Annotated in this window: 8 protein-coding genes; 3 read left to right on the forward strand and 5 right to left on the reverse strand. The window is 56.1% G+C overall.

Annotation, left to right across the window (positions count from 1 at the left end; all coding sequences use genetic code 11):
- Nucleotides 1-50 precede the first annotated feature (50 nt).
- A complete protein-coding gene (locus DUE52_RS05590; protein WP_114404997.1) occupies nucleotides 51-3,740 on the reverse strand; it encodes an nSTAND1 domain-containing NTPase in 3,690 nt (1,229 codons plus the stop codon).
- A 3-nt stretch (nucleotides 3,741-3,743) separates the two neighbouring features.
- A complete protein-coding gene (locus tag DUE52_RS05595; protein WP_114404998.1) occupies nucleotides 3,744-5,606 on the reverse strand; it encodes a CHAT domain-containing protein in 1,863 nt (620 codons plus the stop codon).
- Between the two features lie 509 nt (nucleotides 5,607-6,115).
- On the opposite strand from DUE52_RS05595, the gene DUE52_RS05600 reads away from it, so the two are divergent.
- A complete protein-coding gene (locus tag DUE52_RS05600; protein WP_114404999.1) occupies nucleotides 6,116-11,566 on the forward strand; it encodes a family 78 glycoside hydrolase catalytic domain in 5,451 nt (1,816 codons plus the stop codon).
- Here the strand turns inward: DUE52_RS05600 and DUE52_RS05605 are convergent.
- Nucleotides 11,555-11,761: a hypothetical protein gene (locus DUE52_RS05605; protein ID WP_114405000.1), complete on the reverse strand. Its 207-nt coding sequence runs from the start codon at nucleotides 11,759-11,761 to the stop codon at nucleotides 11,555-11,557. The genes DUE52_RS05600 and DUE52_RS05605 overlap by 12 nt on opposite strands.
- 170 nt (nucleotides 11,762-11,931) lie before the next feature.
- Here DUE52_RS05605 and DUE52_RS05610 point away from each other — a divergent pair, with 170 nt between their 5' ends.
- Nucleotides 11,932-12,867 (forward strand): alpha/beta fold hydrolase, encoded by a 936-nt coding sequence (locus tag DUE52_RS05610; RefSeq protein ID WP_114405001.1) that lies wholly within the window; start codon nucleotides 11,932-11,934, stop codon nucleotides 12,865-12,867.
- 1 nt (nucleotide 12,868) lies between these two features.
- Nucleotides 12,869-13,897, forward strand: coding sequence for a glycoside hydrolase family 130 protein (locus DUE52_RS05615; RefSeq protein WP_114405002.1), 1,029 nt, complete (start codon nucleotides 12,869-12,871; stop codon nucleotides 13,895-13,897).
- Here DUE52_RS05615 and DUE52_RS05620 read toward each other — a convergent pair.
- Together DUE52_RS05620 and DUE52_RS05625 are read right to left on the reverse strand one after the other, a co-directional pair.
- Nucleotides 13,894-15,177, reverse strand: a complete 1,284-nt coding sequence (locus tag DUE52_RS05620; protein ID WP_114405003.1) for an MFS transporter — start codon at nucleotides 15,175-15,177, stop codon at nucleotides 13,894-13,896. The two genes, DUE52_RS05615 and DUE52_RS05620, sit on opposite strands and share 4 nt — an antisense overlap.
- Before the next feature lie 37 nt (nucleotides 15,178-15,214).
- Entirely contained in the window at nucleotides 15,215-15,808 is a 594-nt protein-coding gene (locus tag DUE52_RS05625) for a TetR/AcrR family transcriptional regulator (protein ID WP_114405004.1), read from the reverse strand.
- Between the last annotated feature and the right edge of the window lie 222 nt (nucleotides 15,809-16,030).

Genomic DNA, 16,030 nt, shown 5'->3' on the forward strand with positions numbered 1-16,030 from the left:
GAAAGACGTTTACCCGGTTTGTTCCCGAGAGATAGCAAGCTCACCGGTTTTTACTCCCGGAATGATTGCCAGATGGCCTCCCAAAACGAGGTTTGCAGCCGGTATTGTTTTTTCGCACCGGCCAAAATCGTCTGCCGTTCCGCTTTCGGAATATGCTGGTCAAGCCATGCGGTGATAAAATTCGGGCCGGGCCAAACCAAAACCCGATGCCCCTGAATGGCGGAATAAAGGGTTCCACTTTTTGAAAAACTGAACTGGTCCACGGTGCCTCGCCAGTCGAGTAGCCGCTGCCCGTCTGTACCCCACCAGAACGATTTGCCATCGCCCTGAAACGTGGCGATGAGGGCCCCGTCCGGTGAAAATCCGGCGTTTTCCACTTCCTTGCTGTGCGTCAGCAAACTGAACGACTTCGCTTTTACATTCCACAAAAAAGCCTGATTTTCACCTGTCTGTGTAATCAGCGCCAGTTGACCGGAGCGCGACAGAGCAAAAGACCGGATTTCATACCCGGCGGTAAACCGCCCGGATTGCAGCGATTGTGACAGAAAGGACTGCCCCTGCTGATTCCAGCCCGACAGGGTGTCATTGTTGCCTTTGGTCAGGGCATAAACCGACGTTCCATCCGGCGAAATCGTGGCCTGCAGGTGGTTACCCGGCAACGCCATCAGCCGCCGGTCTTTGCGACTCCAGACGTGCATCTTGCCGCCCGTCGACCGCAGCGACCGGATCACCGCTTCCTGCCCATTTTCCGACAAATAAATGAGCTGCCCGTTCAGATTCATCGGCAGGCTGTCGATTCGCTCGCCCTCGAAATTCCACAGATAGCCCTTCCCGGTTTTCGTGCGCGTCAGAAACGTACTCCTGTCAGCCGAGGCCGTGACGAACTCACCAGCCAGTGGCTTCATCCGCCGTTGGGTGCGGTTCCAGACCACGGCATTTGTGTCCGGGATGTCGAGCAACAGGTGCCGGGCGTCGACGGACGCCAAAACACCCACAGCTCCGGACGGAGCCAGCACCGAATCGATCGGCTGACCGGCCCGGTTCCAGAAAACCACCTGATCCGCAAAGGTGAGGGTTACCAGCGTCTGATCATCGGCCGAAACCGAAACATCCAGAACGATCTCCTCGTGGGGCAATTCCAGCAACCGATCATCCTGCCAATTCCAGAGAAACGCTTTACCGTCTTCTGTTCGGGTCAGAATCGATTTTCCATCGGGCGCAAAGGCCACCGTCGAAACGGCCGCTGAATGCGATAAAATGCCTTTGGATTGCTTCTCCTGATCCCACAGTTCGACCTCGGTCCCGGCAACGGTCAGCATCATCCGGCCATCCGGGGAGATTTCGATCGACTGCAAGAGTTGGTCTACTTTCAACTTATCCACCAGTTTTCCTTCCGAATTCCACCAGTAAATGGCCTGCCCGACACCCGCGGCCAGGGTATGACCGTCGCGCGAAAGCTTGAGATTGGGAAATTGAAAATCCCCGCCGGGTTGCTGCAGGGGGCGAATCTGCCGGGTTTTCCGGTCCCAGCGAAACACCCGGCCATCCTCGGTTCCGACGAGCAACAAGCGTCCGTCTCCAATCGTTTCGGCCCAAAAAACCCCATTCGGTAACCGAATCGAATCCAGCAGTCGTTTTCCCAGCGGGTCCCACAACAGAATCTGGTCGCTCAGTTGACTATTTTCCTGCGCAACTTTCGGTTTCGGAAAACCCAGGATCATCGAACCATCCGGCGAATAAGCGGCCAGGGCCATCGGCGGAAGGGCCGTCAGCACCTCGGCCTTGCTGCCATTCTGCGTCCAGAGCGTCACCGTCCCTTCGCCGTTAACGGTCAAAATCGTCTGGCCATCCTTCGAAAATTCAGCAAAAAATACCGTGGAGTCCGCACCGACCGCTTTGAGCGTTTTATCCCCGAAATCAGCCAGAAAGACGTTCCCCGGCTCGGTCAGGGCCAGCACACGCCGGTTATCGGGAGCCAGTTCTACCGACAGGTAAACACCGGGGATGTCTAATGCATCGACTTTCAGATCCTTCTGGCTCCGGTCCCAGCGGTGAACGAGGTTGCTCTCGGTGGTGGTCAGCACATACCGGCCATCCTCCGAAAAATCAGCATCCCGGATCGGCATACTTTCCAGTTCCAGTTTCGACGCATACAGCCGGTGGTTGTAGAAGTGGTTGTAGAGGGCTTTCCGGTTCAATTCGTTCGGGTCCTGCTCATACGCGCCAGCCACTGTTACCAAAGCCTGCACGGGGTCCATTCCTTCGGCCTGCAACACGATGCGGGTGCGGTTGGTTTTGTCCCATTGATTGACCGCAAACCAGACCGACGCCACCGCCACCGCCAGCAACACCGACACAAAGGCCACGGTGCGTTTCAGCCGGGCATTTTTCCGCTGCTGCTCCTCCAGTTCCCGGCGCTGTTCCCGCTTCTGAAAGGCCCGGCTGGCTTCGATATAAGCCCATTTGGCGTCACTTTCAGGCTTTTCGAGGCTGCGATCCAGCTCGTCGTGTACGGCTTTTTCGTAGAGCCGGATTTCGGACAACCGGCGCGAAGAAAGCAGCAAATCCTCCGCCTGGTTTTTCTCCATGTATTCCCGGTAGGCGTCTTTCAGCCGCCGGATGATGTCGTTGATCTGCCGCTGTTCGGCCGAACGCCCCTTGTCGATCACCTTCGCCAGACTGTCGTGGGCCAGTTCGTAGGTCCCTTCGTCCGGGCGAACCAGCCGCGTGCGTTCCAGTTCGGATAAAATTCGCAGGAGCAGCGGAACGGGCAGGCGCGTGGCTTCTTCGAGCGATGCCAGACGGTGTTCCCGGCGGGTGCCTTCGTAGGTTACAAAGGTTTCCAGCACCAGACTCACGGCGGGTTGTTCGTCCGGAGCCAGCAAATCGGTGACGGATTTCTTTTGTTCGGCCAGAAAAAGCTCCAGCACATCGTCAATCCGGCCCACTTCCTCCACCAGTGCCGGGGTAATCCAGACCGGCGGTTCGGGTTCCTTTGCGTTTTCCATCCGCCAGAGCCGATCCAGATATACCTGAAGATAAGGCAGTTGAAACGAATTGGCCGAACTGCGGTTGTTTTCCAGAATCAGTTTGACCGTCCGGGGTTCTTCCACCAGCCGAACCGCGTCGATCTGGCTGAACGTGCCGACAATCACTTCTTCCAGATTCCGTTCGCTCATCGGCTCCACCCGCATCCGAAAATCGAACAAACCGGGCAGTTGGTCTTCGTATGTATACAGAAACGCCAGAAAATCTTCGCGCGTGACCAGAATTACCTTGCAGGCAATGGATGATTGCTCGATCGCTTTCAAAAAACCGGCAAACCACTGCTGTTCTTCCGCCGTGCCGCTGATAAAGAGTTCTTCGAGCTGGTCGAAAACCAGGTAGATCGGGCGCAGGGCGTAGCGAATACACTCTGCCACGAGGGCCACCGGATCGGTCAGGGCGGTTTCTTCCAGAATACCACTCAGGATTGTCACCAGTGTCTGCCGCAAATCGCCCCGACGCCGGATGGAGACCAGAAAATAATCGGATGCCGGAATCGCCTTCGCCAGTCCACACTGCACCAGGCTGGTTTTTCCGGTGCCCGACGGCCCGTAGACCAGCACCAGCCGGGATCGAAAGAGGAGTTCGACCAGCCGTTTCTGCTCCGCATGCCGACCAAAAAACCGGGATTGGTCGGCGGCTGTGTAGGCGTCAAGAAATTTAAATGGACTGCTTACGGACGGGTGGGCGGGCATGGTTTAGTCAGACAGAGAAAGCAGGTCGATGTTGGTATCGGTATTTGAAAGGATCGGTTCGTTTTCGGCGGTTGCCAGCGGATCGGGTAATGAAAGCAGTGCCAGCACGGTACTGAACTGTTCGCGCAGGGTCGTAAAATCCTGCTTTTGAAGCAGTTCCGTTTCGCTGGGCTTAAACGACACACTTAGCAGCGGATCTTCGGGCCGGGCGATGTGCTTGAACCGCAGCGTTCCGGGTTGGGACGAATGAAAACTATACGGATCGAAAACGTTGCTTTTGATGTAGACATTCTGGTCGATCAGCAGGGGCGAAAGGTTCAGAAAATCAGCCACTTCGGGTTCGCCCGTGGCGGTTTCGCGCCGGACTTTCACCAGCAGCACGGATTGCGACGCCCACGGATTGGTCAGGTTGATCTCCTGAAACGATTTGTCTTCGTACGGGTTCTGGGTGGTTCGCAAAACCGCCTTTTCGTGTTTGTATTCTTCCTGCCGGTAAAAAAAACGCACCACCCGGATGTTTTTGTACGATTCAAGCTGGTAGTTCGCCCAGAAACCCAGCCGTTTGCACAACTCCACGAGCTGATCCTCCCCCACCTGACAAAGCGATGGAATGTTGGCGACCCCGGCCTTGCCCGCCAGCCGACGGCGTAAGTCATCGAAAAACAGAAAGCATTCGTAAAACGTCTCCCGTTCATCGAACTGACGGGCGAGTTCCTGCATTTCCGGAACAAAAAGTTTGATCTGACTATCGGCCAGAAACTGGCTCAGTTGTCGAAGGGATCGCTCCAGTTGGTGCGGTTCCAGATTCGACCAGCCTTCCGTCACCAGCCGCTGCAACAGGGCGGTGGTGTCCGCCGTCATCGGTGGCTCCGCTCCTTCTTTCCGATACCGGATCAGCCGGTCGAGCACCTGAGCCAGCAGGGTAATCATCAGTAAATCAAGAGCCGATTCGAACAAAGCCGTGTAGTTCAGCAGCCGTTCGCGCGTACTCGGAATCGGCAACTTCTTGCCTTCCGGGCTAAACGGGGGCGTGAATAACCGGCGGAGCGGTTCGGCAATCGGATACGGCAGGCGACTCAGTATGGCATCGTTGATCCAGAGAATCTGCGACTCCGGCGACTGCTTGCTAACCTGCATGAACTTGTCCCGCAAGCCCGGTTCGTACTTATTGAGGGCGTTGAACAAGGCGTTGCGCAGAACGGTATTCGGCTTGTATTCGACGGCGGTTTGTTCGGCGGCCGTGGGCAGTTCCCAGCGGGCGGCTTCGTCGGACGGGCGGTGAAAATACCAGAGATTTCGGGTAACCTCCTCTTCCGACAGGTCAATCATCGCGCGGTTAACCACCTGAATGGTCGTGGCTTCGGTGACCTGCAATTTCAGTTGGGCCATGTCCAGCGATTCTTCCACCGAATGCTGGTTGACCAGCGCGCGGTAGAAGGTGAGGGCAAAAGCCGATGCGGCTTTGTCTTCAATCGGGGTGCTGGTGGCAATGATGGCCGCTTTCACGTTCTGGGCCGCCAGCAGCCGGATGTGCTGGAGCGTGGAGCAGCCATTCAGGAAAACCAGCTTGAGATTGGGGCAGCGGCCGAGCAATTGGGCAATGCCCACGCCCCGCGCCACGGTGTCTTCGAGTTGCAAAACCGTGCTGCCCGCATGACCGCTGAAATGAAACAGACTCAGGGTGTTCTGGTAGGTCGCCAGTTTATCGGCCACCGAACTGGTGGTTGCAAACGATTCCCGCACTTTTTGAAAGTGGCCTTTGCTACTCCGTAAATCCAGCAGCCGGTCGATGCCGTCGTCTTCATCCCGCAGAGACGGCAACGGATGATCCCGGTCGTTGGCAAAACAAAAAAGCAGGGTATCCATCTCGGTGGTTACAAATGCGTAGCGAGAAGCAATTGGAGCCACCCGCAGCGGCCCGGCCACTACCACGGTCTGAACGAATTGTCACGGGCAGTGTAACCGCTTCTATCGATTGGAAGGTAAGTAATAACTGTCTGTATTCAAAATAAGCCCGGAAACGCCCGAAAAGTCCGGATTTTTACCGTCTGATAATTTAGTCGCCCGACGAAACGTTTATCCATTCATTTGACGTATCATTGCCTCAGATAATTCGTTTATTTTCCATACAAAATACTATTTTTTACACTTTTAAACTCAAATTTGATAGATAGAACCGTGAAATTCAAGCGAATCCATTTGTCTGATAAAATTTGGAATAACTATTGATGTAACTCATATAAATAAAGAATAAACAACAAGTATTTGTCTGGTTATTATTTCAGTATCCGCCCCTTTTTGCGTACCGGGTTCCACCCTGGGAAAAGCTGTACGAACCGAATGCATCACCATCTTACGAATTTAAACGGAAGTCTATGAATTGGATTCTTTACGGACTAGTACTCTGCCTGTCGTTTCCCGCCCTGGCGCAGCGGAGCATTACAATCTCCGATCTCCACACCGAAAACCTGACCAATCCCGAAGGCATCACCGGGTCGTCTCCCCGCCTGAGCTGGATTCTGACCAGCAATCAACGGAATCTGAAGCAGGATAAATACCAGATTCTGGTCGCGTCGACGCTGGAAAAACTCAACCGGAACGAGGGGGATTTGTGGAATTCCGGGCTGGTGACCAGCGACCGTTCGCAGTGGGTTGCCTACGCAGGCCAGACGCTGACCAGTCGCCAGAACTGCTTCTGGAAGGTTAAAGTCCGGAGCAAAGACGGCGTCGAATCTAACTGGAGTTCTCCGGCGCGGTGGTCGATGGGCCTGCTGCAAACCGCCGACTGGACGGCGCAGTGGATTGGTCTGGAGCAAGCCTTTGAGTGGGATGCGCCCAAAGCCATCAACACCCGACTGTCGGCCCGCTATTTCCGAAAACAGGCTACGCTTTCCAAACCCATCAAACAGGCCACGGCCTACATCAGTGGCCTGGGGCTGTATGAACTTTCGCTGAACGGCCGAAAAGTGGGCGATGCCGTGCTGGCACCGGGGCCGACGGAATACGACAAACGGGTTTTGTATAACACCCTGGACGTCACGACCTACCTGCAATCGGGCGACAACGCGTTCGGGGTGACGCTCGGCAACGGCCGCTTTTTTGCCATGCGGGTCGGGCTACCCAAGGTGCCGGCTACCACCCACTACGGTTATCCGAAACTGCGGCTGCAGATCGAGGTGACATATACCGACGGAACGACCGAAACAATCGTGAGCGATAATACCTGGAAAGTGACCGCCGATGGCCCCATCCGGGCCAACAACGAATTTGACGGTGAAGAATACGACGCCACCCGTGAACTAACCGGCTGGGATCAAACGGGTTACAATACTGACAACTGGCTCACGGCGGCAACCGTCAGTGCCCCGGCCAGTCGGCTCGAATCACAGACCAACCCGCCCATCCGCGTGATTGAAACCCTGACGCCGGTTTCGGTTCAGCAACCCGAACCGGGAAAATACGTTTTCGACCTGGGGCAGAACATGGTGGGCTGGGCCCGGCTGAAGGTGCAGGGCACCCGCGGAACGCAGGTAACGCTGCGGTTTGCCGAAAACATCAAAAGCGATGGCACGCTGATGGTCGACAACCTGCGGTCGGCCGAAGCGAAGGACCTCTACACGCTGAAAGGCGGGGGCGAAGAAATCTGGGAGCCCCGGTTTACGTACCACGGTTTTCGCTACGTCGAAGTGAGCGGCTACCCCGGCACGCCAACCGCGCAATCGCTGGAGGGCCGGGTGGTGCACGACGACCTGCCCCAGACGGGAACGCTGACCACCTCGAACGACCTGCTGAACCGGATTTACAGCAATGCACTCTGGTCGGTTCGCGGCAATTACCGGGGCATTCCGACCGACTGCCCGCAGCGCGACGAACGGCAGGGCTGGCTGGGCGACCGGACAACGGTTTCGACCGGCGAAAGTTTCATGTATGGCAACCAGAGTCTGTATGCCAAGTGGCTGGACGACATCGAGAGTGCGCAGAAACCGGACGGCGGTGTTCCGGACATTGTGCCCAGCTACTGGAAATACGCAACGCCCAGCGTGACCTGGCCTTCAGCCTATGTAATGGTAGCCAACATGTTATATGAGCAATTCGGCGACGACGAACCAATTCGGAAGCACTATGCCTCCATGAAACGCTGGGTAACCTACCTCGAAAAATACAGCACCGATTATATTCAGCAGGCGGATGAATACGGCGACTGGGCCTTGCCGCCGGAGTCGATGTATCTGACCAAAACGGAAGATCCCACCCGCCGAACGGACGGTACGCTGATGAATACCGCCTATTATTTTTACGTACTGAAACTGATGGAGCGGTTTGCGGTGATGACCGGCAACGAAGCCGACCGGGCAGCTTTCAGCAGCCGTGCGGCCTTGGTTCGGACGGCTTTCAACCAGAAATTTCTGAATCCCCTTACGAATCAATACGACAACAATACCGTGACGGCCAACCTTGTGGCGCTGGCCTGCGGGCTGGTTCCCGACGAACGGCGGTCGGCGGTTTTCAACCAGATTACGGCGGTCATCGAAGGGCGATTCAACGGTCACATCAGCACCGGCGTCGTTGGAACCCAATGGCTGATGCGAACCCTGACGGCCAACGGACGCCCGGACCTGGCGATGCGGCTGGCGACCAATACCGCCTATCCAAGCTGGGGGTACATGGTGCAGAACGGCGCCACAACGACCTGGGAATTGTGGAACGGCAACAAGGCTCCGGCCTTCATGAATTCGGGCAACCACGTTATGCTGCTGGGCGATTTACCCATCTGGATGTACGAGAACCTGGCGGGCATCAAATCCGGGGAAGCCGGTTTCAAATCCATCGTGATGCGCCCCGTTCCATCGGGCGATCTAAACCGGGTCAATTCAACGTTTGCGTCAGCTTACGGCACCATTGCCAGTGAATGGACCGTTACGAACCAGCAATTCCGCTGGAAAATAACCGTACCCGGCAACACAACGGCCCTGGTTTCGATTCCCGCCGACAATCTGGCGTCGGTTCGGGAGGGCAACCAACCGGCCGAAAACGCTACGGGGGTTACGTTCCTGCGAATGGAAGATGGTCGCGCCCTGTTTCAGGTGGGCTCCGGCTCGTATGATTTCCTGTCTGCCCCCGGCAGTTCTGAAAACCGGCCACCCGTAGCGCCCGGTTTTAGCCCGCCTTCCGGCATCGTCAGCAAATCGTATACCTACACGGTTCCGGCGTTCACCGATCCTGAAGGCGGAACCGTGACCCACGCCATCAGCGGCACCATTGCCGGCCTGAACTTCAACCCCACGACGCGGCTCTTGAGCGGAACGCCCACCACGGCGGGTACGTATCCCCTCGTGATCGAAGCGACCGACACCGAAGGAGCTTCTACCACGGCCACGATGTCGATCGTAATTCATAACAACCTGAATATCTACGATGGTTATCTGGATAAAGTCCGCTGCGACAGCATTACGGGTTGGGCCTGGAACCGGGATCGGCCCAATTATGCGGTAACGATCGAGTTTCTGGAAGGGCCGACGGTGGAAACCGCCAGTCTTGTAGGAACGGTCGTAGCCGATGTTTTCCGGCAGGATCTGAAAACCGCCGGAAAAGGAAATGGCGCACACGGGTACCGGTTCAAGGTTCCGGAGAGTTTGAAAGATAACCAAACACACACGATCTGGGGCCGGGCCGAGGGCATCTACACCCTGAAATGGTCGCCCAAAACCCTGACGTGTGAAGGCACAGAAACACCCCCGCCCGCTAACATGCCGCCGGTTGCACCGACGATCGCTTCGCTGGAACTGACCAACGGGCAGTCGTTTTCAACCACGCTGGCTCCTTTTACCGACGCTGACAGCGACCCGCTGACCTACAGCCTGACAGGTTCGGTGCCGGGGCTGGGATTCAATACGACTACCCGGATTTTGAGTGGTACGCCCACGACCAGCGGAACGTTCAGTTTGACGTATTCGGCCAACGACGGAACCGCATCGGTCGCGACAACGGTCAACGTGGTTGTCGCTAGTCCGCCAGCCGTAAATCAGCCGCCGGTGGCCCCATCGCCCATTTCGGTTTCGGCTACGATTGGACAACTCTATACCACCACGCTGGCCCCGTTTACAGACCCCGAAAACGGCGCATTGACGTATACCCTGTCGGGAACTGTACCGGGTTTGGGATTCAATGCTTCTACCCGGGTGTTGAGCGGTACGCCCACCACTGCCGGGACGTTTAACCTGACCTATACCGCAACGGACGCCCAAAATCTGGATGAACAAGTCGATGTCACGGTCACGGTTTCGAACACGGCGACCGCTCCTGCGTTGAGTCTGGCGGGCTACGACGGCTATCTATCGACGGTCAACTGCGATATTTTTTCGGGCTGGGTATGGCACCGGGACAAACCCAATCTGCCGCTTACGGTCGAGTTTCTGGACGGCCCAACGCTCGAAACCGCCCGGTTCGTTGACAAAATGGTGGCGGAAACCTTTCGGCAGGATTTAAAAAATGCCGGAAAAGGAAACGGGAATCACGGGTATGTCTTCATGGTTCCCCAAAGTCTGAAAGACAATCAGGCCCACAAAATCTGGGCGCGGGTGGAAGGTTCGGCCTATGTGTTACGGCTGTCTCCCAAATCCTTGACCTGTGAGAGCACCACCACACCCCCACCCCCAACCAACCAGCCCCCCGTCGCACCTTCCATCGCGACGCTGGCGGCCACCGTGGGACAAGGGTTCACCACCACGCTGGCTCCCTTTACCGACGCCGACAACAACCCGCTGACCTATAGTGCTGCGGGAACGATTCCCGGCCTTACGTTCAATGCCTCAACCCGCATCCTGAACGGAACGCCAACCCAGGCCGGTTCTTTCAGTCTGACATATTCGGCCAATGACGGAACGGTTACGGTTCCGATGACGGTTCGCATAACGGTTAGCAATGCAGCGCCGGCAAACCGTGCTCCGGTTGCGCCTTCGATTACCCCCCTGACGGCCACGATTGGACAGGCTTTCACGACGACGCTGGCGGCCTTCTCCGATCCCGAAAATGGGTCGTTGTCCTACGCCGTGACGGGTTTGCCGGCCTGGCTCGGTTTCAATCCCGGCACCCGCGTCCTGAGTGGTACTCCCAACGCCACCGGAACCCACACGCTGACTTACTCGGCGACAGATAATAAAAATGCCAAAACCAATCTTACCGTGACGTTAACGGTCAATCCGGCTCCGGTTACCGGCAACTTCGAAGGGTATCTGGATGTGGTCAACTGCTCGACGTTCTCCGGCTGGATCTGGAACCGGGACCGGCCCAATGCCGTCGTCACGATTGATTTTCTGGAAGGCAGCTCGCTCGCAACGGCGCAGGTTTCCGGAACGGTTTCGGCCGATATCTTCCGGCAGGATTTAAAGAATGCCGGGAAAGGAAACGGCATTCACGGCTACGCGTTTACCGTACCGCAGAACCTGAAAAACAACCAGACCCGCACCATCTGGGGCCGGGTGCAGGGCGGTAGTTACATTCTGATCTGGTCGCCCAAAACCATCAACTGTGCTCCCGGCCAACGGATTGGAGCGGGAGCCGACAGCGAATCGCTTTCGGGATTGTCCCTGACGCCCAACCCCACCACCGGACGGGTAACGGCCCGCTTCCAGTTGGCCGAAAATGAAAAAGCCCGGCTGAGTGTGACGGATTTATACGGCCGAACGCTGCACCAGCAGGACGTGTTGGGAACCGGGCAGCCCCAGGAAGAAACCGTCGACCTCAGTCAAAACGCAGTCGGCATGCATTTTATTCACCTCAAAACCGATCAGAAAACGCTGAGCGGCCGGGTGCTTTTACACCGGTAAGGCCTTGGAACCGGCTTGTCCAATCGACACGCCGGTTCCGGGTTCCGTATCGTCATCGTCGGGTTCGAGCGTATCGGTTTCGTCTTCCTGGGGCGCGTCGGCGGGATTCATCAGCTCGGGTTTCATTTCCAGGCCAATGGCGTCCCGGTGGATTTCTTCGTCGGTTTTCGGCAGTGCGGAATCCTGATTGTTCATGGGGTCAGATTGTCGTGATTGTTCAGGAAGTAACCCTGCCCCGCCCGGAATGTTTGCGCGTCTTTCTCCGGCAGCGCATTTCCTGTCCGGTCAATCCCGTTTTGAAACGAATCGTTGCGGAAAAACCGTGCTTCATAAAACCACAGTGCGTCGGCGTTCGTTATATATGCATGAAGTTATTTTTGCGCGTCCTCCGTTGGACTTTACTCATCATCGTTATCGTATGTGCCGGCTTATTAACCGCAGCCCATTGGGTCGAATCGCGGGACAGTGACGAAGAACTGGCCGAAACTTTCCGCAATAACCCCGTTCAGACCGAGGTGCATCGGTACAAAATCAGAGACCGAACCATTCGCTATCTGGAAACCGAAGAGGCCGGTCAGGACACCCTGCCCGTTGTTCTTTTCGTTCATGGGGCACCCAGTTCGCTGTCTTTTTTCAAGAAATTTTTCAAAGATACGACCCTGCTCAACCGCGCCCACCTGGTAGCAGTCGACCGGCCGGGCTACGGGTATTCCGATTTTGGCCGGGTCGAAACGTCAATCGTCAAACAGGCACAACTGCTTCAGCCACTGATTGACCGGTACCGGAGAGCGTCGTTTCTGATGCTGGTGGGGTCGTCCTACGGCGGTTCGGTGGCCGCACGGCTGGCGATGAACAATCCCGATTTAGTCGATCAGGTGGTGTTTGTATCTTCCGCCCTGGGGCCGGGGCTGGAGCGCACTTATCCTATCAGTCATTTCATCGACAAACCGCCTTTGCGCTGGCTCATTCCCCCGCTCCTGCGGCTGGCCAACGACGAGAAACTGGCCCACCGCAAAGCATTGACCGAAATTCTGCCCGACTGGTCGAAAATCAAAGCCGGGGTGACGTTTCTGCACGGTCAGCGCGACGAACTGGTGTATCCGACCAACGTCTCATTTGGGCGTTCCCACCTCGTCAATGCACCCTCCAAGGAATTTCTGTTGCCCGAAAACCGCCACGACATCGTGTTCAACAAACGGGAGTATATGACCGAAATTATTGTCAATATTCTGACGACCTACGCCCATTCGATCAAACCGGAAAAAGAACAAGCGAAAGAGTACATGACGGCCAACCCCTGAGATGAAAAGCTATCAACTCCGCCGGTTGTCGGACCAACCCATTCTGACGGCCGCTGATGTCAAACCGTCACATCCGCAGTTTCGGGTGATGGGTGCCTTTAATCCGGCGGCCTGTCGGTTTGGCGATGAAATCCTGTTGCTGCTGCGCGTGGCCGAAGCCGTCGACCCCAAACCGGGTTTCATTCAGGTGCCGGTGGTTCAGCAACAGGCGGGGCTTTTTCAACTGGTTGTCAAAACCTTTCCCGAACCGGAAGGCGATTACGATCCGCGCGTCGTTCAAATCGGCGATCAGGCCTACCTGACCTCACTGAGTCATTTACGACTGGCCCGGAGCCGCGACGGCATTCAGTTTACGGTGGATGAGAAACCGTTTATTTTTCCGGAACGGGCCGACGAATCGTTCGGAGTCGAAGACGCCCGGATCACGTTTCTGGACGGCCAGTACTGGATTACCTACACGGCGGTTTCGGAAAACGGCCCCGGTGTGGGCCTGATTCTGACCAACGATTTCGTAACCTTCGAACGGAAAGGCATGATCATTCCGCCCCCGAACAAGGACGCGTGCCTGTTTCCGCAGAAGATCGACGGTTTTTATTACCTGCTACACCGCCCGATGGTTTCGGACATCGGAAAACCGTCGGTCTGGCTGGCGCGGTCGCCGGACGGTGTCCATTGGGGCGACCACCGGTTTTTGTTCGGAGCCGCCGGAACGCCCTGGGAACACCTTAAGATCGGGGCCGGTCCCGAACCCCTGCTCACCGACGAAGGCTGGCTGGTTTGCTACCACGGTGCCAGCGTCGACCACGCTTATTCCCTCTCCCTGGCCCTCCTCGACCGCGACGACCCCACCCGCGTTCTCGACCGTTCGACCAGCCCCTTGATGGTGCCGGAATTGGAATGGGAGAAAACCGGTTTTTTCCCGAATGTCGTGTTCACCAACGGCTGGGTCCGGATGCCCGACGGCCGGATTCTGGTGTATTACGGTGCAGCCGATTATTGCGTGGGCGTGGCGGAACTGGTCGCTGATTAGCGGGTTGGCACCGGTTGCCCGCCCACTACGGACGAGCCTTTTGCCGCTTCAGCCGCCTGTTTTTTCACAACATACTGGTTGATGACATACATCATCACAATCGTCACCACCATCGTTACAGCCACGATGTAGCCCAGCAAATCGTACCGTCCCAACGAACCATCCTTGCCCTGCACCACGATCAGCCCGGCAATCAGCGAGGCAATACCGCCCGAAATTTGCTGCACCGATGAGTTGATGCCCATGTAGGCCCCGCGATCCTGCGGGTCGGGAATGCCCGAAACCAAGGCCGACGACGAAACCATCCGGGCCGAAATCCCGGCAAACAGCAGCACGTTGATGACCATGATCTGCCAGAGGGGTGTTATGCCCAGGTTGCAATAGACGATGACGACCACCATTCCCCAGAGCGACGCGTACGTAAACAGGGGAAACTTGCCGATTTTGTCACTCAGCCGTCCCGCAAACGGGCCGATGATCATGGCTGAAATCCCGGTGACCATGTAGATCAGCGGTAGGTCGGTTTGCGGAATGCCCAGGTTATGAATGGCGAAGGCACTCCCGAACGGCATGAGCATAAAACCACCCGTGGCCAGAAGCGCCGTGCTGGCAAAACCGCGCAGGTAACTCGAACGGGAAACCGTATGCTGCAAATGCTGGAACGGATTCCGCTCCGATTTGAGTTTCAGGTGGGCGGTGATCGGTTTCATATAAACGACAATTGCCAGCCCGGCCACCACACTAACGCCCACGATCAGCAGGAAAGGCGAATGCCAGCCCAGCGTATTGGCCAGATACAAGCCCACCGGAATGCCCAGCACCTGACTGGCCGCAAACGCCGATTGCACGACGCCCATCACCCGGCCCCGCATCTGAAAGGAAAACAGATCGGTGATGATCGCAAACCCAATGGAGCCGATGACACCCCCGAAAATTCCGGTGACGATGCGGGCCATGAGCAGAAAATGGTAGTCCGGGGCAATCCCGCACAGGAGCGTACCCAAAACAAACCCGGTGTAAAAGAAGAGCAGCAGTTTTTTTCGGTCGTAGCGGTCGGCAAACCCGGCGGTCAGCAAACCGGCAATCCCGGCACTGAAGGCATAGGCCGACACCACCCAACCGAACTGGGCAGTCGTAATGTTCAATTCCATCATTAGTTGGGCTCCCAGGGGCGAGAGCACCATAAAGTCCAGAATCACCGTAAACTGAATGAAAGCCAGCATCGCAATGATGGCTTTTTCGTAGGTTGTAAAGGCGGTTTTTGCTTCCGTGTTTTGCATAAAAAGTTGGTATTCGTTATCAATGGGTGGTTTTGACTCAGGGTTTCAGGGCTTTCAACACCAGCTCAAGGGTTTGATCAATCAGGGCTTCGTCGAGCACAAAGTGCGTTGTTTCCGGCATACCCTGACTCGACATATGAAATTTGAGTAATTGATACAAAGGCGCAAATGCAATAGACCAATACACCTCAACCGGTAACTTGACCAATTCATTCCGCCGAATCGCATTCTTTACAAACGTACCCATGGCCGCAATGAAGGGGTTGTTGGCATCCCGAATAAACTTCTCGTGAAACGGCGAATGCCGCATCTGCTCCATAAAATGCATCCGCATCGGATGTTGCAAACAATAGGTAATGCGGTTTTTCCACTGCACCCGTAACCCTTCTTCAAAAGGCATGTCGGGATCAAAACCGTTCAGCGTGATGTCGCTCATCCGCGTTGATTCTTCGAAGTAAATCTGCCGGATCAAATCTTCCCGGTCCTGGAAGTAGATGTAGATCGTAGCCGGCGAAACCCCCGCAGCTTTTGCCAGTTTCTGCATGCTCAGGCCGTCGAATCCCTCCCGCACAATCATCTCGATGGCTTTCTCACGGATGGTCCGCTCTTTCGTTTCGTCTCGTAATCGCATAATGGACCCAAAAATAAACGAACGTTCTTTTATTTAAAATAGATTGGCTTTTTTTATCTTCCCTTGAGTGGAATCCGAATGCCCGACTTATAACCCCATCCAAAAAAAAGCCCAACGGGCTGCAATCATTAGCCCCGGATGCAATCCGGGGGAACCAGAACGAACCGAATCGTACCAACCCTGAAAGGGTTGAATCCAGGTCGGGTATTCGTATTGAACCCT

It is taken from the genome of Larkinella punicea (genome assembly GCF_003334855.1).
GTDB classification, from domain to species: Bacteria; Bacteroidota; Bacteroidia; order Cytophagales; family Spirosomataceae; genus Larkinella; species Larkinella punicea.

Excerpts from the sequence above, each read along its gene's own strand:
- DUE52_RS05590 (WP_114404997.1), bottom strand. The coding sequence starts at position 3,740 with ATGCCCGCCCACCCGTCCGTAAGCAGTCCATTTAAATTTCTTGACGCC.
- DUE52_RS05595 (WP_114404998.1), bottom strand. The coding sequence starts at position 5,606 with ATGGATACCCTGCTTTTTTGTTTTGCCAACGACCGGGATCATCCGTTG.
- DUE52_RS05600 (WP_114404999.1), top strand. The coding sequence starts at position 6,116 with ATGAATTGGATTCTTTACGGACTAGTACTCTGCCTGTCGTTTCCCGCC.
- DUE52_RS05605 (WP_114405000.1), bottom strand. The coding sequence starts at position 11,761 with ATGAACAATCAGGATTCCGCACTGCCGAAAACCGACGAAGAAATCCAC.
- DUE52_RS05610 (WP_114405001.1), top strand. The coding sequence starts at position 11,932 with ATGAAGTTATTTTTGCGCGTCCTCCGTTGGACTTTACTCATCATCGTT.
- DUE52_RS05615 (WP_114405002.1), top strand. The coding sequence starts at position 12,869 with ATGAAAAGCTATCAACTCCGCCGGTTGTCGGACCAACCCATTCTGACG.
- DUE52_RS05620 (WP_114405003.1), bottom strand. The coding sequence starts at position 15,177 with ATGCAAAACACGGAAGCAAAAACCGCCTTTACAACCTACGAAAAAGCC.
- DUE52_RS05625 (WP_114405004.1), bottom strand. The coding sequence starts at position 15,808 with ATGCGATTACGAGACGAAACGAAAGAGCGGACCATCCGTGAGAAAGCC.